Below are 22,646 nucleotides of genomic sequence, written 5' to 3' on the forward strand. Positions count from 1 at the left end.
CCCGTGGGGATTGCGAACCAACTCACCCTGTTGCGGCTCGGCCTGAGCCCGGTGTTCGTCGCCGCGTTCATCCTCGGCGGCACGGCCGGCCACGCGGCTGCGCTCGTCATCGCCTGCCTGTTCGAGATCACGGATCTGCTGGACGGCTATTTCGCCCGCACGAAGCGGGAGACGACGGAGTTCGGCAAGCTGGCGGACCCCATGGCCGACAGCATCGCGCGTTTCTCGGTGTTCCTGTGCTTCCTGTGGGGCGGGTACACGCATCTGTGGGTGTTGGCGGTGATCTTCTACCGCGACGCCCTGGTGGCCTACATTCGCGTGGCCGCGGCGCGGGCCGGCGTGGTGCTGGCCGCGCGCTTCAGCGGCAAGATGAAGGCCATCACGCAGGGCATCGTGATCCTGGCGGTGCTCGTCCTGATCGTGGCGACGCCGCCCGACGACCCGCTGGCCCTGGAGGCGACCCAGCAGAAGGCCCACTGGCTCATGGTCCTCGTGGCCGCGGTGACGCTGTGGTCGGGGGTGGACTACCTGCGGTCGGCCATGCCCCTGGTGCGCGGCATGATGCGCAAGCGCTAGGACCCGAGGAGCCGGCGCAGGAGGGCGAGGGCAGGGGGGTAGACGGTCGCCCCCACCAGCGCCAGAAGCCCCGCCGCCACTCCCGCGAGCACGCCCAGCCCCAGCACGAATCCGATGCCGGCGCGGAACCCGAACCAGACGGGCCTCGGCGAGGCCGTGTGGGCGATGGAGAGCACTTTCGAGAGCTGCGCCACCTGGGCCTCCAGGTCGTCGAGCAGGGACTTCAGGCGGCCGCTCGCCAGGTCGGTCTCGAGCCGCGGGGCGGGGGCGGCGGGTGCCGCGGCAACGGCTGGCGCCGCGGCAAGGGCGGGCGCTGCGGCAGGCGCCCTGGCGGGCCTGACGGGAGGCTCCGGCTCGATGCGCGCCGGGGGCTGGCGATCCCGCGGGTCGTCCTCCACGAGGCCGAAATCGGCGGCCTCGCGCGCAGGCTCGCGCGTCGCAGCGGCGGGCGGCACGGGGGAGAGAGGGGCGAACTTGGGCGCCTCGGCCCTCGGGGGCAGACGCTCGGCTGGGCGTGGCTCCTCCTCAACCTGCTGGGGCGCGAAACGGCGGGTGGAATGCCTGACCGCGGGCCCCGAGGCGGCAGGGGACGGTGCCTCCGCCGCCGGGAGCGGGGCCGAGGGCTGGCTTGGCGCGGGCTCCGAGGCCGTGGTGAACGGGAGGATGGCATTGTCCCCCACAGGGTCCTCGCTGGGGGCGGGCTCCATCTCCTCACGGGCCGGGGCCGCGCCGGCGGGCCTGCGGAGCTCCAGGAAGGGCAGATCGGAATCGCCACTCGCCGCCCTGGTCTTGGGGGCGGCCGAGGGAGCGGGCGCGCGCGGCGTGGGTATGGGCTGAGGCGCGTGCCGCGGCTTGGCGCCGGCCGCGGCTTCGCCCTCCGAAGGAATCTCCTTGGTGTCGGCCTCGATGTCCACGCCCGTCTCGATGGCGATGGCGTCGGGTGGCACGGCCTTGTCGCGGGCCTTCGGCAACGGGGGGGGGCCGCCGCGGGGCTTCTCCTTGGGACGCGGGGGGCGCGCGCCGAGGATCGCCTCCTCGCGGCACGCGCGGCATGTGCCCTCGTACACGTCGCGCCCTTGGAGCTCGGCGCCGCAGTTCTTGCACTTGGGCGTTTCGTCGGCCATGCATGACCTTTCCGAATGGCAGGGGAACGGCACCCCCGTATTGTAGCGCAGAGGCGTCGGGGTTCCAAGCGCTTCGTGCCGCCGCGCCTGGGTGCCCGGCCCGTGGTATAATCGCGGAGGCCCCACGGCGATGGCCCGCGGCCGAGTTCAGGAACCGGGACCCACATGTCTGAGTCATCTCTTGTTCGGGAACTGCCGCGCCGGCTGCTCGCGTGGTACTCGCGCGAGCGGCGCGACTTGCCCTGGCGTCGCACCCGCGACCCCTATCGCATCTGGCTGGCCGAAGTGATGCTCCAGCAGACGCGGGTGGACGCCGTGATACCCTACTACCGGCGGTTCCTGAGCCGGTTCCCCACGCTGACGGCGCTGGCGGCGGCGCCGTTGGAGGAGGTGCTCTGGGCGTGGGCCGGCCTGGGTTACTATGCCCGTGCGCGCAACCTGCACGCCGCGGCTCGCCGCGTGGTTGCCGAGCACGGCGGGCGCGTGCCCAGGGACCTCGAGGAGTTGCGCGCTCTTCCCGGCGTCGGGCGTTACACGGCCGGCGCCGTTCTGAGCATCGCCTTCGACGTGCCCGCTCCCGTGCTCGATGGGAACGTGGCGCGCGTCCTGGCCCGCCTGCTCCGCCTTCGGGGCGACATCCGGGCGGCGGCGACGCAGCGGCGCCTCTGGCGAGTGGCCGAGCAACTCATTCCCAGCGGCCGTGCAGGGGACTTCAATCAGGCGATGATGGAACTGGGGGCGCTCGTGTGCACGCCTGCCCGCCCCCGATGCCCGCGGTGCCCCGCCGCGAGGCTTTGCGGCGCGTTCCTGCACGGGGAACAGGAGGAGTTGCCCAGGAAGGCCAGGCGGGGGCCTGTGCCGCATTTCGACGTGGGGGTGGGCCTCGTGTGGCGGCGGGGCAGGGTCCTGATCGCCCGCCGGCCGCCCAGCGGGCTGCTCGGCGGGCTGTGGGAGTTTCCCGGCGGCAAGCGCGAGGAGGGCGAACCCCTCGAGGAGACCGTGCGCCGCGAGGTCCGAGAGGAAGTGGGTCTCGAGATTGGCCGCCTGTCGCCGCTTGTTATCTGCCAGCACGCCTACAGCCACTTCCGCGTGACCCTGCACGCCTTCGAGTGCCGGGCCCCTCGGGGGCGCGCGCGCCCGCTCGCATGCGAGGCGGTCCGCTGGGTGAGGCCGGCCGATCTCGCGGCGTATCCTTTTCCGGCCGGCAGCCGGGGAATCCTCCGCCGCATCGGCGGGGGCGCCGCTGCCGCCCGATGAGTGCCCGCGACGCGGGCGGGCCGGCGCGCTTGACTTGCGCTGGGCGGGCCTATACACTAGCGAAGGATGGACCCCTGGCTACTGGCAGAGCAGCATGGCAGACAGGGTCGCGATCATCTCCGACATCCACGCGAACCGCGAGGCCCTCGAGGCTGTGCTGGCCGATGCGGAGGCGCAGGGCTCGAACGAGGTTGTGTGCCTCGGCGACGTGGTGGGCTACGGGATCGATGCCGAAGCGTGCATTGACCTGGTTCAGCGCACGTGTTCCTTGTGCCTGTGCGGGAACCACGACTGGGCCGTGCTCAACACGGCCTTCGGGTTCAACCAGATGGCGCGGCAGGCGATTGACCTCACGCGGGACCGCCTGTCGCCCGCGCGCTGGCCGTGGCCGTCGCGCAAGCGCAGATGGGCCTTCTTGAAGAGCCTGCCGGAGACCCATCAACGCAATGGCAGGCTGCTCGTGCATGGCTCGCCCCGCGACCCGGTGACGGAGTACATCTTCCCCGAGGACGTGGAGGTGGATCCGGGGAAGATGGAGGAAATCTTCGCGAAGTTCGAGCGAACCTGCTTCGTGGGGCACACCCACCTTCCGGGGGTGTTCACGGAGGATATGGCGTTCTTCTCTCCCGCCGAGATAGGGGGCCGGTTCGACCTGGCGCGAGGGAAAGCGGTGGTGAACGTCGGCTCCGTGGGCCAGCCGCGCGATGGCGACCTGCGCGCGTGCTACGTGCAGGTCGAGGACGGCCAGGTGTTCTACCGCCGCGTGCAGTACGATGTTCGGAAGATGATGGAGAAGATTCGAGCCAGCCACCTCGATGCTCTCTGTGCGGAGCGTCTGGCCCTGGGCAGATGAGGCGCCTGGCTGGCGGTTCCGGCCCCCTTGTGAGCCTGTGGAGCACGTATGTCAGCGCTGGTGATCCTGTCTGTGTCGCTTCTGGCCGTTCTGGGGATTGGCTTCGGCGCGGGGCTGGCGGTGGCCGCCAGGCGCTTCCGTGTGGAGATGGACCCGCGCGTGGAGGAGGTGCTCGCGGTGTTGCCCGGCGCGAATTGCGGCTCGTGCGGCTACGCCGGGTGCGCCGGCTATGCGGCGGCCGTGGTGAAGGGCGAGGCCCCGCCCAACGCGTGCACGCCGGGCGGCCCCAAGTGCGCCAGGCTCATCGGCGCCATCCTGGGCGTCTCCGTGGACGAGGTCGAGAAGCGGCGTGCAGTCGTCCACTGCCAGGGGGGCTGGGGGGTGGCGGCCCAGCAGTTCGACTACGCCGGCGTGCGCGACTGCGCCGCGGCGGCCCTGCTCCAGGGCGGGCCGAAAGCCTGCAAGTTCGGCTGTGTGGGGCTGGGGAACTGCTCGCGCGCCTGCCCGTTCGGCGCGATCCAGATGAGCGCGGCGGGCCTGCCCGTCATCTCCGAAGCCAAGTGCACCGCCTGCGGCGTCTGCGTGAAGGCCTGCCCGGTCGGGATCATCAGCATCCTGCCCAGCCAGCACCGCGTCTTCCTGGGCTGCTCGAACCCCGCGGCCAAGGGGCCGGCCATGAAGGCCATGTGCGGGCGGGGCTGCATCAAGTGCCGGCTCTGCGTGAAGGTGACGGAGTCGGGGGCGGTGAGCTGGGGAGAGAGCCTGCCCAAGATAGACTTCGCGAAGTGGACCGACCCTGACGCCGCCGTGACCAAGTGCCCCATGAGCACGTTCGTGGACCAGCGGGGGATGACGGCAGCCGCGAGCGTGGGGAACGCGTGACGCAGGTGTTCGGGGGCCTGGTCGCACTGCCACAATGACAACCGCCCCGCCCGGCGAGGGCCGCATGGCTGCCACTTTGGCAGCGGCCTGAGTCTTCCGCCGGTGCGCAACGTGCACAAGAACGCTATCCCTGGACACTTACGCGGCGGTCGCGATGCGGAAAGGCTTTGGTACGGAATTTGTAGCGCTGCCGCAAGAAGGTCCGCCTCGAATGTCGAGGCCGGAGTTGAACCGGCCGGGACCTTCCGCTATAATGCCAACGCGCCCGGTTCTGGGCGGCAAGGAGGATGAGGCGAATGGCCAAGTTGCTTGCGTTCGAGGATGACGCGCGAGCGTCGCTGCGCGCCGGGGTGGAGAAGCTGGCCCGCGCCGTGAAGAGCACGCTAGGGCCGCGGGGGCGGAATGCGCTGCTGGACAAAGGCTGGGGCAGCCCCAAGGTGACGCGCGACGGCGCCACCGTGGCCGAAGAGATCGATCTGGCGGACCGCTTCGAGAACCTCGCCGCGCGCCTCCTGCGCGAGGCCGCCACCAAGACCCACGACGATGCCGGCGACGGCACCACCACCTCCACGGTCCTCGCCGAGGCCCTCTTCCTGGCCGGCCTCAAGATGGTCATCGCCGGCCACTCGGCCATTCACGTGGTGCGCGGGCTCAACAGGGGCGTCGAGGCCGTGCTCGACAAGCTGGCGAAGATGAGCCGGCCCATCCAGGACTCCGAGATCGCCGGCATGGCGACCCTCGCGGCTAACCAGGACGCCGAGATCGGCAAGACCATTGCCGAGGCGATCCGCAAGGTGGGCAAGGACGGCGTCATCACCATCGAGGAGGGGAAGGGCCTCGAGACGGTCGTGGACGTTGTCCAGGGCATGCAGTTCGACCGCGGCTTCCTCTCCCCGCATTTCGTTACCGACCCCGAGGCGATGACGTGCGAGCTGGAGGACGCCTATATCCTCATTCACGAGGAGAAGATCAGCAACGCGCGTGAGCTGGTGCCGCTGCTCGAAAAGGTCGCGGAAACCAAGCGGCCGCTCCTGGTCATCGCCGAGGAGGTCGAGGGCGAGGCCCTCGCCACCCTGGTCGTCAACAAGCTGCGCGGCATCCTCCCGTGCGCCGCCGTGAAAGCCCCCGCCTACGGCGACCGGCGCAAGGCCATGCTGGAAGACATCGCCATCCTCACCGGCGGCAAGGCGATCTTCAAGGAGTTCGGCCTGAAGCTCGACACCGTGAGCCTCCACGACCTGGGGCGGGCCAAGAAGGTCATTCTGGACCAGGATAACACGACGATCGTCGAAGGGGCCGGCGACCCCGCCGGCATCAGCGGGCGCTGCAAGCAGATTCGCAAGGAACTCGAGGCGACCACCTCCGACTACGACCGCGAGAAGCTCCAGGAGCGGCTGGCCAAGCTCGCCGGCGGCGTGGCCGAGATCCGCGTCGCCGCGGCCACCGAGAGCGAGATGAAAGAGAAGAAGGCCCGGTTCGAGAGCGCCCACAGCGCCACCCGCGCCGCCATCGAAGAGGGGATCCTCCCGGGCGGCGGCGTGGCGCTCGTGCGGGCCGCGAAGGCGCTCGACGCCCTCCAGGTGCCTGCGGAAGAGCGGGTCGGCGTGCAGGTGCTCCGCGATGCCCTCTCCGCGCCCCTCAAGCAGATCGCCAAGAACGCCGGCTTCGAGGGCGCCGTCATCCTGCGCAAGATGCTCAACGAGAAGGACACCGTCGGCTTCGACGTGGTCGCCGAGAAACACTGCGACCTCATCGAGGCCGGCATCATTGACCCCGCCAAGGTCACCAAGGCCGCCCTCAAGAACGGGGCCAGCGCCGCCACCATGCTCCTCATGAGCGACTGCCTCGTCGTCATGGAGGTGGAGAAGGAGACTGACGAACACGGGCACGCCCACCCGCACGGCGACTGAGCCGTCGGCGAGACGCCCTGGGGTCTGGAGTCAAACAGCAAGAAAAGGTATTGAGTACGGGAGTCGACCAGGATGCCAAAGCAGATTCTATACGATGCAGATGCCCGCATGAAGGTGCTCGACGGGATTCGGAAGCTCACGCGCGCGGTGGCTGTCACCCTCGGCCCCACCGGGCGCAACGTGCTGCTCCAGAAGTCCTACGGCGGCCCCACGGTCACCAAGGACGGCGTGACCGTGGCCAAGGAAGTCGAGCTTGAGGACCCCTTCGAAAACATGGGCGCCAAGATGGTGCGCGAGGTGGCCTCGAAGACCAGCGACGTGGCGGGCGACGGCACCACCACGGCCACCGTGCTGGCAGAGGCCATCTACGGCGAGGGCCTCAAGGCGGTCATGGCCGGCGGCGACGCCCTGGCCATCCGCCGCGGCATCGAGCGGGCCACCGAGGCCACCATCGAGGAGATCGGCCGCCTGGCACGGCCCGTGAAGTCCAAGGACGAGGTCGCCCAGGTGGCGGCCATCTCCGCCAACAACGACCGCTTCATCGGCGGCCTCATCGCCGATGCCGTCGAGCGGGTCGGCAAGGACGGCGTCGTGACGGTGGAAGAGGGGAAGACAGTGGAGACGGGCCTCGAGTTCCTCGAAGGCCTCCAGTTCGACCGCGGCTACCTGAGCCCCTACTTCGTCACGAGCCCGCAGACGATGGAGGCCGTGCTCGAAGACTGCCTGGTGCTCCTCCATGAGAAGAAGCTCTCGAACCTGCGCGACATGCTGCCCCTGCTGGAGGCCGTGGCGCAGTCCGGCAAGCCGCTGTTTGTGGTGGCCGAGGACGTCGAGGGCGAGGCCCTGGCGGCCCTGGTCATCAACCGGCTGCGCGGCCTGCTCCCCTGCGTGGCCGTCAAGGCCCCCGGCTTCGGCAACCGCAGAAAGGCCCTCCTCGAAGACATGGCCATCCTCACCGGCGCCAGGCTCATCTCGGAGGACCTGGGCGTCAAGCTCGAAAACGTCCAACTCAGCGACTTGGGCAAGGCGCAGAAGGTCACCGTGACCAAGGACCGGGCCACAATCATCGGCGGCGGCGGCTCCACGGCCGAGGTGAAGAAGCGCATCGCCCAGATCCGGTACCAGATCGAGACGACCACCTCGGACTACGACCGCGAGAAGCTCGAGGAGCGTCTCGCCAAGCTGTCGGGCGGCGTGGCGATCGTCAAGGCCGGCGGCGCCACCGAGGCCGAGGTCAAGGAGCGCAAGGCCCGCATCGAGGACGCCTTGCACGCGACCCGGGCCGCCATCGAGGAGGGCATCGTGCCGGGCGGCGGCGTGGCCCTGCTGCGCGCCCAGGCGGCCGTCGAGAAGGCCAAGGCGAAGCTGCGAGGAGACGAGAAGCTCGGAGCCGGCATCGTCGCACGGGCCATCGAGATGCCGCTGCGCCTCATCGCGTCGAACAGCGGCGCCGACGGGGCCGTGGTGGCCGCCGAACTCAAGGAGCAGAAGCCGAACATCGGGTTCGACGGCAACTCGCAGGAATACGTCGACATGTTCGACGCGGGGATCATTGACCCCGCCAAGGTGGCTCGCTGCGCCCTCCAGAACGCCGCGAGCATCGCCGCGGTCATGCTGACCACGGAGACCCTGGTGACCGACTTCGACGACAAGAAGGAGAAGGCACCCGTCGAGGGAAGCGTCCACTGAGCACGCGCGGGCGCCCCTGGCGAGAAGAGAGGAGCCGACATGCAACCGCCGCGTAGGCCGCTGAGACTGGCTGTTCTGCTGGGCCTGATGCTGGCACCCTCCGCGCTGAGGGCGGGCGCCGCCGACGAGGCCCTGGAAGCGCAGATCGGCGTGCTCCAGGACCAGGCGCGCCCCGACTCCCAGCGCGCGACCGCGCGAAGGCTGATCGCTTCGAGCGTCGCGCGCGGCGACAACCCCGCCGTGCTCGACCGGGTGATCAAGCTCGGCAACGAGGCCACCGCCAACCGCGTGCGGTTCGACGTAGCCTTCATCCTGGCCCAGACCAGCGCCGGCAAGAGCGTGGTGCCCCCGAACCGCGTTGCCGAAGTCACTGCGCTGCTCCAGAAATGGTACGAGGCTGCCGACTCCGATGCCTCGGTGCGCCTGTGGTCGGCCGTCGGACTGGCCAACACCCAGGACCCCAAGGTGCTCGACTATCTCAAAGAGAAGGCCCTGAAGCCCGACGGCGACGTCGTCCTGCGCGTGGCCGTGGCGCGAGCCCTGGCCGGCTGGCGGGGCGAAGTCCTCGAGAAGCAGATCGCGCCCCTGCTCCTCGAGTGGCTGTCGGCGAAGGACCCCGAGATCGTGATCGCCGGCTGTGACGCGCTGCGCCTCACCGAACTCGATACCGAGGGGGTCATCGAGCCCCTCCTCGCGCTGGCCCGGGACTCGGCCGACGAGCGCATCTGGCGTGCTGCGGCCACCACCCTCGGCCGACTCGGCGGCAGTGCGATCTTCATCAAGGGCGGGGCCGATGACGCCGAACGGAAGGCCAAACTCCAGGCCTGGGAAAACGCCTGGCGCGTTCGGAAGAAGCGTGCCGTTCGAGCCGAGAAGGAGGGATGAACCCAGGGCCGCGAGTGCCTGTCCGGGCGACGCATCCGGGGCAGGCGCCTGCCTTTCCTTCACGCAAGCGTCACCTGAACCCGTGCATGGCGCCGACGACGGCTGCTCTGATAGAGTCCCTTACGCATGGCCAAGCGCGACTACTACGAGGTGCTGGGAGTCAGCCAGGAGGCCTCGGCGGACGAAATCCGGCGCAGCTTCAAGAAGCTGGCACTGAAGAACCACCCGGACCGCAACCCCGACAACCGGAAGGAGGCCGAGGAACGGTTCAAGGAGATTGCGGAAGCCTACGAGGTGCTGAGCGACCCTGAGAAGCGGCGGCGCTACGACCAGTACGGCCCCGACGGCCTCAAGGGCACCGGGTTCCAGCACTTCAGCAGCGTCGAGGATGTCTTCGGGTCCAACCTGTTCGCCGGCATCTTCGAGGAACTCGGCCTCTTCGGCCTCGGCGGCGGCGGTGGCAGGCGGCGGCGAGGGTACGACGTCGAGCACGAGCTGCACCTGAGTCTGCGGGATGCGTGCTTCGGCGTCACCCGCACCATCGAGATCACGCGGCGCGAGCCGTGCGCCGCCTGCGGCGGCAGCGGAGCGCAGCCGGGGTCAGGCCCTCGCACGTGTCCCACGTGCCGGGGCCGGGGCCAGGTGGAGCAGCGCGCCGGCTTCTTCGCCGTGCGCACCCTGTGCCCCTCGTGCCGGGGCGGCGGGCAGGTGATTGACAAGCCATGCGGCGATTGCTCCGGCGCCGGCAGAACCCCGCGCCGGGTGGCCATCGAAGTCCGCATCCCGCAGGGCATCGAGGACGGGGTGCGCCTGCGCGTGCCCGGCCAGGGCGAGCTGGGCAACGACTCCCTGGAGCGGGGCGACCTGTACTGCTACGTGCACGTGCAGCCCGACGAGTTCTTCAAGCGCCAGGGCGACGACCTGATCTGCCGGGTCCCGATCACCTACAGCCAGGCGGCCCTGGGCGCCGAGGTGGACGTGCCGACGATCGAGGGACGGCTGGCCAAGCTGCGGGTGCCGCCCGGCACCCAGAGCGGCGAGGTGCTCACCCTGCCCCGCCTCGGGGTGCCGCGGCTCAATGGCCGGGGACGCGGCGACGAGCACGTGATCGTGCAGATCGAAGTGCCCAAGAAAGTCACCGAGCGCCAGGCGGAGCTCCTCCGGCAGCTCGCCGAGCTGGAAGACAGGAACGTGACGCCCGGACGAAAGAGCTTCTTCGGGAAGCTCAAGGATTTCTTCACCGAGGAATGAGAGCGTAGCCGATGTCACAAGAGCCCGACATCCCCGAGAAGCCTGAGCCCGACACCGAGAGTTCCGAGCACGCCGAGGAAGAGGTGCCGACCGAGGAACAGGAACCCGTCGCCGGCGACACGCAGGCGAGCGACCTGGCCACCGTGGAGGTGCTGGCCGAGGAGATCAACGAGCTGCGCTCCCGGGCCGCTGAGCGCGACGATTTCCTCGACAAGCTCCAGCGCACCAAGGCCGACTTCATCAACTACCAGAAGCGCCAGGAGCGCGAGCGGGGGCGCGTGGCCGACGAGGCGCGACGCCGCTTCGCCCTCCGCATCCTGCCCGTGGTGGACGACCTGGAGCTGGCGCTCAACACCCCCGGCGCCGCGAAGGAGAGCGGCGTGCTTCTGCGGGGCGTCGAGCTCATCCACAGCAAGCTCCTCGCCGCGCTCCGCGAAGAGGGCGTGACGCCTTTCGAATCCCTGGCCAAGCCCTACGACCCCGCCTACCACGAGGCGATCGCCCAGGTGGAGAGGCAGGGCGTGGCCGACCAGACCATCGTGGAGGTCGTGCGCAAGGGATACCTGATCGAGGACCGCCTGCTGCGGCCCGCGCGAGTCGTCGTGGCCAAGAGTGCGCCATCGGCCGCGCAGGGCACCAACTAGCCAGAGTGGCGCCCCCCTCCCGCGGGGGCTGAGGATGATGGGGACGAAGAGAGGTGACATGCTATGCCGACCTACGAGTATGAATGCCAGGCGTGTGGGGCCAGCTTCGAGCGCTTCCAGAGCATCACCGAAGAGCCGATCCGCCGTTGCCCGAAGTGCAGGCGAGCCAAGGCGCGGCGCCTGATCAGCGCCGGAGGGGGCCTCCTGTTCAAAGGATCGGGCTTCTACATCACCGACTACCGAAGCTCCGAATACCAGGCCAAAGCCAAGGCCGAGACCAGCTCCTCCGCCGGCGCGTCGAAGGACACGGCGTCCGCCAAGGACAGCTCCACCAAGCCGGGGGCAGAGAAGCATGCCGACAAGGGAGGAAAATAGCCCGCCCCCGCCCCCGCCCCCAGGCGCGCCCGCGGGGACCTGCCCCATCTGCCGTAAGCCGGCGGCCCAGAGCCTGCCCCATTTCCCTTTCTGTTCCAAACGGTGTAAGCTGTTAGACCTGGGCCGTTGGCTCGGGGGCCAGTACCGCCTCGAGGAACCCATCAGCGAGGGGGACTGGCAGGCCCACTCCTGGGACCCGCCCGACGAGGACTCTCTAGCCGAGGGCACGCCATGAGGAAACCGAAGAGCGACTGGACGGACCTGTTCCTGGCCTTCCGCCTGCTGCTCGACCCTCGCAAGCTGTGGCTCGCCTTCAAGGGCATCGTCTTCTCCGTGGCGCTCGCGGGCCTTCTCCTGGCGCTGTTCGGGTGCCTCTACAACGCCCTGGAGATCCCGATGGGGGCGCCCCCTCCCGCCCTGCCGCTCGAGGGCCTGGACGCCCGGCTTGCCGAGGAGGCCGGCTTCCCCGTGGCCGACACCGACATCCTCGGCGCCCTCCTGAGCGGCCGCCTCGGGGCCGCCGCCCGGGCCACACGGGCCTTTGCCTGCGACCTGGTGACGAACGCCTGCCGCGAGCTTGGAGCGGTTCTGGCGGTCCGCTGCGCCCTCCCGTTCGGCCGCCTGGTCATGGTGTGGTCGTGCCAGAGTCTTGCCACGCTGGCCGTGCTCGGGTTGCTGATCGGCTTCGGGCTGCTGTTCGTGTGGTCCTACTACGGCGCCGCCATCATGAGGCTCACGGCTGTGGAGTACGCGGTAGGGGACCGGCTCGACCTCGAGAGCGCCTGCGCCTACACGCGGCGCAAGCACCAGTCGTTCTACGGTCCGCCGCTCGGCTTGGCCCTCGCCATTGTGGCGCTCGAGCTGCTGCTCATGGCCGCCGGCTTCCTGGTGTGGAACCTCCTGCTGGCGGTGGTGGCCCTCGTCGGCCTGCTCGCGATTGGCGTTGCGGCGGCGGTCGTCCGCGACCGCAGCCGTTCGACGGCGAAGGGGGCCCTGGCGGGGCTGGTCGGCGTGTGCGCACTGGCCGGCCTCCTGTGGGCGATCGCTGCGCTGGGATGGCGCATCCCGTACGCGGGCGAACTCGTGGTCGGCCTCCTGTCGCCGATGGCCCTCCTGGGCGGGCTCGTGGCGGCGATGCTCGGCCTTTGGCTCATCCTCGGCCTTCCGCTGATGGCGGGAGCCGTTGCCACGGGCGACGTGGGCGCCTTCGACGCCTGGAGCCGGTCCTTCCATTACCTGTTCACACACCCGTGGCGCTATGCCTTCTACGTGCTGGCCGCAGTGGCCCATGGCGGAGCCTGCCTCGCATTCGTGTACCTGGTTCGCATCGGCGCCGAGTGGGCCACGCTGGCCCCGCTGTCCATGGGCACGCTGGTGACGGGCGGCGAGGCGTCCGAGACCGTGGTGGGCTTCTTCCTGATGATGGACAGGGTGCTTCTGGACATTGTGTTCCTGGCATTCTGTGCAGGCTATGTCTTCACGTCGGCCACGGTGATCTACTTCCTGTTGCGCCTGCGCGCGGACGGGACGCCGATCACGGAGGTGCACCTGGAGCCCGGGGACGCCGAGCGACTCCTCCCTGCGTCGGCCCCCCCCAAGAGCTGAGGCCCCCCGCCATGAGCCTTCCCTGTGTGGCCATCGTTGGGCGGCCCAACGTCGGCAAGTCCACCCTCTTCAACGCGCTGTGCGGCCGGCGGATCGCCATTGTCGAGGCCACGCCAGGCATCACCCGCGACCGGCTGAGCTCCGTGGTGCGCCATTCGGGGGCGAGCTTCGAACTGGTGGACACGGGCGGCATCGGGGTAGAGGATGCCGATGGCCTGACCGCGCATGTGCAGCGGCAGATTGACCAGGCGCTCGAACGGGCCGATCTGCTGGTGATGGTGGTGGACACCCGCGCCGGGCTCCTTCCCGATGACCGCGCCATCGCCACCCGGCTTCGCGGCCTTCAGAAGCCCGTGCTCCTGGTGGCCAACAAGGCCGATGGGCCGGCCGCGGAGCCGGCCGCGGCCGAGTTCGCGGCGCTGGGGCTCGGCCCGCCACTCCCTGTCTCGGCCACGCACTCCCGGGGACTCGGCCGCCTGTTGGACGCCGTGGTGGCGGCTCTGCCGGCGGGGTTGTTGGGCCGCGCCCCGGACGTGATGATGAAGCTCGCCATCGTGGGCCGCCGGAACGTCGGAAAGTCCTCGCTTGTCAATGCCATCGCGGGCGAGGAGCGGGTCATCGTGAGCGAACTCCCCGGCACGACGCGCGATGCGGTGGACGTGCAGTTCGAGAAGGACGGCAAGACCTTCGTGGTGATTGACACGGCGGGAATCCACAAGCAGCGCCGCCAGCGGGCCTCCGTCGAGTTCTACGGCCTGGTGCGCGCCCGGGAGTCCATCGCCCGGGCGGACGTGGTGTTCCTGATGCTCGACGTGGCCTCGGACATCGTGGAGGTGGACAAGCGCCTGGCCCGCGAGATTGGCGACCGCCTGAAGCCCTGCGTGATCGTGGTGAACAAGTGGGACCTGGCCAAGGGGAAGATCTCGACTCAGCAGTATGCCGACTACCTGGAGAAGACGCTGCCTGTGCTGAGCTACGCGCCAATCACCTTCACGACGGCCCGTTCGGGCCGGCGGGTCTGGCCGACCATCGAACTCGCGCAGCAGCTCTTCAAGCAGGCCCATCACCGCGCTACCACCGCAGAGGTGAACCGAGCCCTGCACGAGGCCGTGCGTCTCAAGAGCCCCGGCCGGCAACAGGGCGCGCAGGCGCGATTCTACTACGCAACGCAGGTGGGGGTGGCCCCGCCGACGCTCGTGGTGTTCGTGAACCGCCCGGAGCTGGTCGGCGCGGTCTACCGCCGATACCTGGCCAACGCGCTGCGCGAGCGCCTGCCATTCCCCGAGGTTCCCATCCGCCTGGACCTGCGCGCTCGAACGCGCCGTGGCGGCGAGTGAGGAACTCGGCCCTGCCTCGCCTTGACGGGGCGCATGGGGCAGGCTATAATCCACCCGTAGGCATCCGTGCGATCCCGCGGGAGTTCCCCGATGCGTGTGCCGGCTGCCGAGGGCGGGCCGATGGGCGACCCCAAGCGCATGAAGGCCCCCTGGCGCCTCCTCGATGAGGACCAGGTCATCCTGTACATTCTCAGCCTCTTGGCCATCGGCGCGTGCGCGTGGGCCTACGCGGCGTCCCGATGGCCCCAGACGAAGCCCGTGGAACGCCTGAAGGCGGGCGACGGCATCGAGTACCGGATCGATCTGAACCGCGCGGGCGTGCAGGAACTGAAGCTCCTGCCGGGCCTCGGCCCGGCGAGGGCGGCTCGGATCATCGCCTATCGCGAGGCGCACGGGCCATTCCAGCGCGGGACCGATCTGCTCCAGGTGCCCGGGCTGAACAGAGACATGGTCGCGAGGCTTCGGGGCCTCGTGACGCCCGATGTGGACGCCGCACTCCAACCAACGGAGCTTGTGCCTTGAGGCCGAACGCGATACTGCTCTACGCCGGCGCGCTGCTCGCGGGCATCAGCCTGGTGCTCGGCGGCAGGCAGTTGGCGATCGGCTTCACGCCCGAGGCCCAGGCGATGGACCTGGCCGGCCCGATCCTCGCGGTCGTCACGGCTCTTCTGTGCCTCGCCGTGCTGGACTGGGCCAGGAACCTGCCGCGCGGAGGGGGGGCGAGTGAGGACTTCGGTGAGGAGGACGACGAGCTGGCAGCGGAGCGTCCCGCGCCGGTGAGCGCCAGCGCGGACAAGGAGCTTGCCGCCATCCTGAGGGTGCTCGATGACCTCGCCGGCGGGGAGCCGAGCCGTGACGAGATTGCGGAGCAGGGCCTGAAGGCGGTGGCGGACTTCGCGCACGCCTCGGCTGTGACCTTGTGGCTGCGAGACGATTCGGGCGCGTTCCACGCAAGAGCCGAGTGCGCCGACGGCGCCGTGGTGAGGCGCGATGCCCCGGCCGACGAGGCTGACAGGGGCCCCCTGGAGCGATTGGCCGAGTGTCGCAAGCCCCTGGAAACGAGGGGCGATGCCGCCGCGGAGTTCCTCTTCCCCCTGCTGAACGGGGAGCGCTGCTTCGGGGCTCTGCGGGTGGAGGTGCCCCTGGCTGCTGGGGCCGAGGGGGCCGATGCCGTGCCGAGGCTGGGCCGTCGGCTGGAGGCCGCGGCCCGCGCCCTGTCGCGCGCCCTCCAGGCGCCCGCGGCCTACGAGGCCGCCGTGCTGGACCCTGTGACAGGGGCCTACTCGCAGCGGCACTTCGTGAGCCGGCTGACCGAAGCCATCAGCCTGTGCCGCCGCTACGGCGAGCCGCTGTCGCTGCTGGTGATTGATGTGGACAACTTCAGGATGCTGAACGACTCGTTCGGCTCGGCCGCCTGCGATCGCCTGCTGCATGCGGTCGCGTCGCTCGTCAAGCAGAACATCCGCGATGCCGACAGCGTGTACCGGTGCGGCGGCGACGAGATCGCCGTGCTGGTGCCGAACACCGAGGCCGACAAGGCGCGGACCGTCGCCGAACGCCTGCGGCGCCTCCTCCGCGAGAACAGGTATCCGGCCGACGACGGCACCGCGATCATCGCCAGCGTCAGCATCGGCGTGGCGGAGTTCGACGAGGACATGAGCGGCATTGACCCGCTGCTCGCCCACGCAGGGGAAGCCGTGCGCGCGGCCAAAGAGAGCGGCCGCGACCGCGTGCGGGTCTGGGAGCCGCCCCGCGAGGTTGCCGCCGAGGCCCCCAGCGAAGCCACAGCCGGCTGACACGCTCCCTGGCCGTGGAACGGGATGCCGCCATGAGCGCGTTCGACCTGCGCGCGAAGTTCGAGCCACGCGGCGATCAGCCGCAGGCCATCGAGGCCCTTGTCACCCGCTTCCGCGCCGGGGCCCGGCACCAGACGCTCCTGGGCGTGACCGGCTCGGGCAAGACGTTCACCATGGCCCATCTCATCGCGCGCCTGGGCCTGCCCACGCTGGTCATCTCGCACAACAAGACGCTCGCCGCGCAACTGTACAGCGAGTTCCGAGAGGTCTTTCCCCACAACGCGGTCGAGTACTTCGTCAGCTACTACGACTACTTCCAGCCCGAGGCCTACATCCCCAGCACCGACACGTACATCGAGAAGGACGCCTCGATCAACGACGACCTGGACCGCCTGCGCCTCTCGGCCACCAGCGCCGTGCTCTCGCGCCGCGACGTGATCATCGTGGCCAGCGTGTCGTGCATCTACGGCCTGGGCTCGCCGGCCGACTACGAGCGCATGACCCTGGCCCTCCGCGTGGGCCAGGCGATCGAGCGCGACGAACTCCTGCGGGCGCTGGTGGACATCCAGTACGACCGCAACGACTTCCAGCTCGTCCGCGGCCACTTCCGCGCGCGCGGCGACGCCGTGGAGATCTCTCCCGCCTACCAGGAGAGCGCCTACCGCATCGAGTTCTGCGGCGACGAGATTGACCGCCTCGCCGAGATTGACCCCCTGAGCGGCCGGACCCTGCGCGTCTACGACCAGCTCACGATCTTCCCCGCCCGCCACTTCGTGCTGCCGCAGCACAAGCTCACCGACGCGCTGGCCGGCATCGAGGAGGAGCTGGAGGCGCGGCTCGCCGAACTGCGCCAGCGCGGCAAGCTGATCGAAGCGCAGCGCCTCGAGGCGCGCACGCGCTACGACCTCGAGATGCTCTCCGAGACCGGCTTCTGCCCGGGCATCGAGAACTACTCGCGCCACCTCAGCGGCCGAGCGCCCGGCAGCCGCCCCTGGGTGCTCCTGGACTACTTCCCCAGCGAGTTCCTCACCATCGTGGACGAGTCGCACGTCACCATCCCGCAGCTTCAGGGGATGTACGGCGGCGACCGCTCGCGGAAGGTCACGCTCGTCGAGCACGGCTTCCGCCTCCCCTCGGCGCTCGACAACCGCCCCCTGAAGTTCGAGGAGTGGGAGAGCCTGGTCGGCCGCGTGCTCTTCGTCTCCGCCACGCCCGGCCCCTACGAGCTCGCGCGCTCGGGCGGCGAGGTGGTCCAGCAGGTCATCCGCCCCACGGGCCTCGTGGACCCCGCCATCGCCGTGCGGCCCGCCACCGGCCAGGTGGAGGACCTCCTGCGCGAGATCGCCCGACGCGTCGCGCGCAAGGAGCGGGTGCTCGTGACCACGCTGACCAAGCGCCTGGCCGAGGACGTGAGCGACTACATCCTCGAGGAAGGCTATCGCTGCCGCTACCTGCACTCCGAAATCGAGACCATCGAGCGCGTGGAGATCCTCCGCGACCTGCGGCGCGGCGAGTTCGACGTCCTCGTCGGCGTCAACCTCCTCCGCGAGGGGCTCGACCTGCCCGAGGTGGCCCTCGTGGCGATCCTGGACGCCGACAAGGAGGGCTTTCTCCGCTCCGAAACCTCGCTCGTCCAGATGATCGGCCGGGCCGCGCGCAACGTGAATGCCGAGGTGATCCTCTACGCCGACAGCGTGACCGACTCGATGCGCCGGGCGATTGACGAGACCGACCGCCGCCGCGCCATCCAGCTCGCCTACAACCGCGAGCACGGCATCACGCCGAAGACCGTGACCAAAGAGATCCTGCGCGGCATCCAGGACGAGGTGGCCGCCCACCGCGTCGAGCGCGAGATGGTGGGCGAGAGCGAGGAGCGCTACGCGCGGCGCGAGCAGATCGGCGAGCTCGAGCGCGAGATGCTCGCCGCCGCCGAGGTGCTCGACTTCGAGCGCGCGGCCGCCCTGCGCGACCGCCTCTACGCGCTGCAAGGGAAGTCTGTGGACGTGGTGAAGCCGCAAGCGTCGCGGCGGCCCTATAAGACGCGGCGCAAGGCGAGCCGCAAACAACCGTGGGAATGACCCGACAGGAGGAGACCCGATGAAGGCGATCCACTCGCTTGGCGCCGCGCTGGTGCTGGCCGGCGCCGCCCTGGGCGGCCAGGCGCTTCTCGTGGAGGCCGAAAGCTTCGCCGACCCCGGCGGCTGGGTGCTCGACCAGCAGTTCATCGGCGAGATGGGCTCCCCCTATCTCCTCGCCCACGGCCTCGGCGTGCCCGTGGCCGACGCGAGGACCACCGTGACCTTCCCCGCCACGGGAGAATACCGCGTCCTCGTGCGCACGGTGGACTGGGTGGCGAAGTTCGGCGCCTCCGGCGCGCCGGGGCGGTTCCAGGTCGTGGTGGACGGCACGCCGCTGGCGACCACCTTCGGCACCCAGGGCGCAGAGTGGGCCTGGCACGAGGGCGGCACGGTGAACATCACGAAGAGGGAGGTGCCCGTCGCACTCCATGACCTCACGGGGTTCGAGGGCCGGTGCGACGCCCTTCTCTTCACCCCCGAGGCGCGCTTCACGCCCCCGAACGACCCGAGGGGCCTGGACGAGTTCCGCCGCAAGGCGCTCGGGCTGCCCGACGAGCCGGCCGACGGCGGCCGCTACGACCTCGTGGTGGTGGGCGGCGGCGTGGCCGGCACCTGCGCCGCCGTGGCGGCGGCCCGGCTGGACCTCCGGGTGGCCCTGATCCAGGACCGCCCCGTGCTCGGCGGCAACAGCAGCTCGGAGGTCCGCGTGTGGATCCAGGGCCGGACCAATCTCGGCCCGTACCCGCGCCTGGGCGAGATCGTGCGCGAGCTGAACCCCAAGCCCCCCCGCCGCAGCCCCGACACCGAAGAAGCCCACGGCGACGCGGCCAAGCTTGCCGTGGCCCGGGCCGAGAAGAACCTTGCGCTCTACCTCAACCACCATGCCTTCAAGGTCGAGATGGCCGGGAAGCGCATCGCCGCCGTGATCGCCCGGAACGTGGCCACCAGCCAGGAGGTCCGCTTCGCCGGCCGCCTGTTCGCCGATTGCACGGGCGACGGCACGATCGGCTTCCTGGCCGGCGCCGACCACGAGACGACCGAGAAGGGCCACATGGGCGGCAGCAACATGTGGCGCGTGGTGGACACCGGCCAGCCCTCGCCCTTCCCCCGCTGCCCCTGGGCCTATGACCTCCGGGGCAAGCCCTTCCCCTCCAAGCTCGACCAGCTCGGCCACTGGTTCTGGGAGAGCGGCTTCGACCGCGACCCCCTCCGCGAGGTCGAGCGCGCGCGCGACAACAACTTCCGCGGCATGTACGGCGCCTGGGACTGCCTGAAGAACGACCTGAAGCTCTACCCGAACCACAAGCTCGAATGGGCCGCCTACGTCATCGGCAAGCGCGAGTCGCGCCGCCTCCTCGGCGACGTGATCGTCACCAAGGACGACGTGCTGGGCAACCGCGAGTTCCCCGACGCCTGCGTGCCGTGCACGTGGTCCATTGACCTCCACGTGCCCGAGCCGAAGCTGGGCAAGTACTTCGAGGGCGACGAGTTCATCTCCATCGCCAAATTCACCCACTTCCAGGGGCCGTTCCTGCTGCCCTACCGCAGCCTGTACTCGCGGAACATTGAGAACCTGATGATGGCGGGCCGCGACATCAGCGTCACCCACGAGGCCCTGGGCACCACGCGCGTGATGGGCACCGGGGGCATGATGGGCGAGGTGGTCGGCCGCGCCGCCGCCCTGTGCAAGAGGCTCGACACCACGCCGCGCGGCGTCTACGAGAAACACCTCGACGAGCTCAAGAAGCTCCTCTCCACGCCCCTGAGCACGCAGGCGCTGCCGGCGCCCGCCGCCAGCCGCCCGCCCAAGCCCATGCCCCCCTTCACCCCGCCCGGCGAGAACCTGGCCCGCACCGCGAAGGTCACCACCTCGGGCGACCGCGATGCCACGATGTACCCCCCGTCGAGCCTCACCGACGGCAAGGCCGACACGACCACCAACGCCGGGCGCTGGGTGAGCCCCGCCGAAGTGCCCAATTGGGTGGAACTCTCCTGGAACGAGGAAAGGCGCATCGCCTCCGCGCGCATCGTCTCCGGCTGGCTGTCGGCGGGAGCGGTGGGGGACCCGATCACCGACTTCGCGCTCCAGTGGCACGACGGGCAGGCGTGGCGCGAGGTCCCCGGGTCAGCGGTCAGGGGCAACGACGACCCCTATCGCGTCTGGTCGTTCGAGCCGGTGAAGACGAAGCGGCTTCGGCTGCTCGTCACGGCCGCGCCCACCAACACCTCGCGCTTGTGGGAACTGGAGGTCTACGGCCCCGCCGCCAGCAAGTAGCGCCAGCCCAGGGCCAGCACGCCCGCCAGCAGCAGCGTGCCGTCTGCGATGAGCGTGTACACCACGTCGCATGCGCCGCCCCGCCGCACGCGCCAGCGCAGGTGGGCCAGCAGGTACGCGGGGCAGGCCAGCAGCCCCCAGGCCAGGCGCGGCGCCCAGCCCAGCGCCGGGGCCGCCGCGAGCACCACGGCCAGCAGCACCGCGAGCGCGGCCAGCAGCGCCCGGGTCCGGTCCGCTCCCAGGAGGATCGGCAGCGTCTCGCGCCCCAGCAGGCGGTCCTCCTGCATGTCGCCCAGATTCACCAGGCTGGCCTTTACGAAAGTGAGCACGAACGCGAACCCGCAGGCCACGATGAGCGCCGGCGACGCCCTCCCGCCCTCGCCCGCCCAGGGCACGATCACGCACACCACCATCCAGCCCACAGAGATGAAGAGGTCCTTCGACGCGGGCAGGTCCTTCAGGCGCGCCACGCGGAGGTGCCCTCGCAGGCCGCGAGGCACCAGCCTCACGCTGTAGGCCACGCCCGAGGCATAGGCGATGAGGAGCAGCACCAGCGGCGTCCAGGCGCGCGCCAGGGCCAGCGACGCCAGGGACCCCAGGGCGAACAGCGCGCTGGTGGCGAGCAGCGGCCGCGGATGGCGATGGTAGAACGCCACGCGCGGCGGCGGGTGCGGCACGCCGCGCTCGCCCAGCGACAGGCGGTTCAGGGTCGTGATCGCGAACACGTAGCAGAACGGCGCCAGCAGGAACAGCGGCGACGGCTGGGCGATGCCCAGGAGCTGGCAACTCGCGTAGGCCAGCGCCACCGTGGCCAGCGCCGAATACACATTGCTGCGGGTGAGCGCGGCCAGCGCGCGCCACGAGAGCCACTGGGCGCGCGGCTCGCGACGCGACAGGTCCTCCAGCGCCTGAAGCACCGAGCGGGTGATCCAGTTGGGCGTGGACGCGCCGGCGGTGAGCCCCACCACCGCGAACTGCGCGAGCGCCTCGGCGTCCAGCTCGTCGGCCGTCTCCACGTGGAACGTCGGCTTCCCGCACAGGCGCGAAATCTCCGCCAGGCGGCACGTGTTCGCGCTGTGGCGCCCGCCCACCACCACCATTGCGTCCACCTCCGCCGCGAGCTCGGTCACCTCGCGCTGCCGCTCGCGCGTCGCCTGGCAGATCGTCTGGAGCACCTCGATCCCCGGCACGCGCGTGCGGAGGATGGCTGCGATCGCGTCGTAGGCCTCCTCGCTGAACGTGGTCTGGGCCACCAGGCACGCCGGCGCCGCCACGGCCGCCGCCTCGGCCTCGGCGGGCGTGCTCACCACCACGCAGCGGGGGCCCGCGTGGCTCTTGAGGCCCTCGACCTCGGCGTGCTCCTTGTCGCCCGCGATGACGATGGTGTAGCCCCGGGCCGCGTAGCGCTCGATGTGGCGCTGCGAGGCCAGCACGTGCGGGCACGTGGCGTCAATGGCCTTCAGCCCGCGCGAGCGCAGCGACTCGCGCACCGCGTCGGGCACCCCGTGTGCGCGGATGACCACCGAGCCGGCCGCCGCCTCCGGCAGCTTCTCGATGTCGCGCACCCCGCGCGCCTCGAGCATCTCGATGGCCTGGCGATTGTGGATCAGCGGCCCATGCGTGTAGACCGGCTCGTCGGCCTGCTCCGAGAGCGTGAGCACCTTATCCATCGCCAGCTTCACGCCCATGCAGAAGCCGGCCGTCTTGGCGAGCTTCACTTCCACGGCCATCTCCTCCCTCGAAGTATAGCAGGCGGGCCGGAGGCGATCAACGCCCGCCGCCTCGGGTGGAGGCGGTTGCGATGCCTGAGGGTGTTGAACGCAGAGCGCTTGCGCGCGGCTTCCGAAAACTGTCCTCCAGCTCATCCCCGCCGTCTGGCGATTCATGGCCTTTCTTGAGTGTGGCATCCTCGCTGGTGCGATTCCAGACACCTCCCTCCCGAAGGTTCCAATACCTTCGGGAGGGTAACTGGAGGGGCGAGCGCTGGGGGGCTTGCCGACCTCCCGCGGGTTCGGGACCCGCGGGAGGTTCTTCTCCACGAAGAAGAGGAGGAAGAAGAGGCCGCGGAGCGGCCAAGAGGCCCGTCCCCACGCAGAGCGTAGGGACGAG

At 70.2% G+C, this 22,646-nt stretch carries 19 protein-coding genes; 17 read left to right on the top strand and 2 right to left on the bottom strand.

Going from position 1 to position 22,646, the window contains the following annotated elements:
* On the top strand, positions 1 to 576 hold a 576-nt coding region (locus PLE19_20905), incomplete at its 5' end, for a CDP-alcohol phosphatidyltransferase family protein (GenBank protein ID HPD17405.1).
* Here PLE19_20905 and PLE19_20910 read toward each other — a convergent pair.
* Positions 573 to 1,700 carry a hypothetical protein gene (locus tag PLE19_20910; protein HPD17406.1) on the bottom strand — a complete coding sequence of 376 codons (1,128 nt, stop codon included), beginning with the start codon at positions 1,698 to 1,700 and terminating at the stop codon, positions 573 to 575. The two genes, PLE19_20905 and PLE19_20910, sit on opposite strands and share 4 nt — an antisense overlap.
* A gap of 165 nt (positions 1,701 to 1,865) precedes the next feature.
* Between PLE19_20910 and mutY the strand changes: the two genes are divergently transcribed.
* The 16 genes from mutY (at position 1,866) to PLE19_20990 (ending at position 20,537) form a co-directional block, all read left to right on the top strand.
* Positions 1,866 to 2,957: an A/G-specific adenine glycosylase gene (mutY, locus tag PLE19_20915; protein HPD17407.1), complete on the top strand. Its 1,092-nt coding sequence runs from the start codon at positions 1,866 to 1,868 to the stop codon at positions 2,955 to 2,957.
* A 94-nt stretch (positions 2,958 to 3,051) separates the two neighbouring features.
* Positions 3,052 to 3,810, top strand: coding sequence for a metallophosphoesterase family protein (locus tag PLE19_20920; protein ID HPD17408.1), 759 nt, complete (start codon positions 3,052 to 3,054; stop codon positions 3,808 to 3,810).
* A 48-nt stretch (positions 3,811 to 3,858) separates the two neighbouring features.
* Positions 3,859 to 4,692 (top strand): RnfABCDGE type electron transport complex subunit B, encoded by an 834-nt coding sequence (locus PLE19_20925; GenBank protein ID HPD17409.1) that lies wholly within the window; start codon positions 3,859 to 3,861, stop codon positions 4,690 to 4,692.
* Positions 4,693 to 4,988: 296 nt separating this feature from the next.
* A complete protein-coding gene (groL, locus tag PLE19_20930; protein ID HPD17410.1) occupies positions 4,989 to 6,602 on the top strand; it encodes a chaperonin GroEL in 1,614 nt (537 codons plus the stop codon).
* Positions 6,603 to 6,674: 72 nt separating this feature from the next.
* Positions 6,675 to 8,291: a chaperonin GroEL gene (gene groL / locus PLE19_20935; protein ID HPD17411.1), complete on the top strand. Its 1,617-nt coding sequence runs from the start codon at positions 6,675 to 6,677 to the stop codon at positions 8,289 to 8,291.
* 39 nt (positions 8,292 to 8,330) lie between these two features.
* Positions 8,331 to 9,176 carry a HEAT repeat domain-containing protein gene (locus tag PLE19_20940; GenBank protein ID HPD17412.1) on the top strand — a complete coding sequence of 282 codons (846 nt, stop codon included), beginning with the start codon at positions 8,331 to 8,333 and terminating at the stop codon, positions 9,174 to 9,176.
* A 126-nt stretch (positions 9,177 to 9,302) separates the two neighbouring features.
* The gene (dnaJ, locus tag PLE19_20945; protein ID HPD17413.1) at positions 9,303 to 10,427 is read left to right on the top strand and encodes a molecular chaperone DnaJ; all 1,125 of its coding nucleotides are present in this window, start codon (positions 9,303 to 9,305) and stop codon (positions 10,425 to 10,427) included.
* A gap of 11 nt (positions 10,428 to 10,438) precedes the next feature.
* Positions 10,439 to 11,071 (top strand): nucleotide exchange factor GrpE, encoded by a 633-nt coding sequence (locus PLE19_20950; protein HPD17414.1) that lies wholly within the window; start codon positions 10,439 to 10,441, stop codon positions 11,069 to 11,071.
* A 63-nt stretch (positions 11,072 to 11,134) separates the two neighbouring features.
* Entirely contained in the window at positions 11,135 to 11,446 is a 312-nt protein-coding gene (locus PLE19_20955) for a zinc ribbon domain-containing protein (GenBank protein HPD17415.1), read from the top strand.
* Positions 11,424 to 11,681, top strand: a complete 258-nt coding sequence (yacG, locus tag PLE19_20960) for a DNA gyrase inhibitor YacG (protein HPD17416.1) — start codon at positions 11,424 to 11,426, stop codon at positions 11,679 to 11,681. Before PLE19_20955 ends, yacG begins: the two co-directional genes overlap by 23 nt.
* On the top strand, positions 11,678 to 13,051 hold the full coding sequence (locus PLE19_20965; protein HPD17417.1) for a hypothetical protein: 1,374 nt from the start codon (positions 11,678 to 11,680) through the stop codon (positions 13,049 to 13,051). The genes yacG and PLE19_20965 overlap by 4 nt, the downstream gene beginning before the upstream one ends.
* An 11-nt stretch (positions 13,052 to 13,062) precedes the next feature.
* Positions 13,063 to 14,388, top strand: a complete 1,326-nt coding sequence (gene der / locus PLE19_20970; protein ID HPD17418.1) for a ribosome biogenesis GTPase Der — start codon at positions 13,063 to 13,065, stop codon at positions 14,386 to 14,388.
* 90 nt (positions 14,389 to 14,478) lie between these two features.
* Positions 14,479 to 14,910, top strand: coding sequence for a helix-hairpin-helix domain-containing protein (locus tag PLE19_20975; GenBank protein HPD17419.1), 432 nt, complete (start codon positions 14,479 to 14,481; stop codon positions 14,908 to 14,910).
* Positions 14,907 to 16,184, top strand: coding sequence for a GGDEF domain-containing protein (locus PLE19_20980; GenBank protein HPD17420.1), 1,278 nt, complete (start codon positions 14,907 to 14,909; stop codon positions 16,182 to 16,184). The genes PLE19_20975 and PLE19_20980 overlap by 4 nt, the downstream gene beginning before the upstream one ends.
* 32 nt (positions 16,185 to 16,216) lie before the next feature.
* Entirely contained in the window at positions 16,217 to 18,262 is a 2,046-nt protein-coding gene (gene uvrB, locus PLE19_20985) for an excinuclease ABC subunit UvrB (protein ID HPD17421.1), read from the top strand.
* Positions 18,263 to 18,281: 19 nt separating this feature from the next.
* The gene (locus tag PLE19_20990) at positions 18,282 to 20,537 is read left to right on the top strand and encodes an FAD-dependent oxidoreductase (protein HPD17422.1); all 2,256 of its coding nucleotides are present in this window, start codon (positions 18,282 to 18,284) and stop codon (positions 20,535 to 20,537) included.
* On the opposite strand, the gene ispH is transcribed toward PLE19_20990, so the two are convergent.
* Positions 20,513 to 22,261 (bottom strand): 4-hydroxy-3-methylbut-2-enyl diphosphate reductase, encoded by a 1,749-nt coding sequence (gene ispH, locus PLE19_20995; protein ID HPD17423.1) that lies wholly within the window; start codon positions 22,259 to 22,261, stop codon positions 20,513 to 20,515. The two genes, PLE19_20990 and ispH, sit on opposite strands and share 25 nt — an antisense overlap.
* Between the last annotated feature and the right edge of the window lie 385 nt (positions 22,262 to 22,646).

It is taken from the genome of Planctomycetota bacterium, assembly GCA_035384565.1.
Lineage (GTDB): Bacteria > Planctomycetota > PUPC01 > DSUN01 > DSUN01 > DAOOIT01.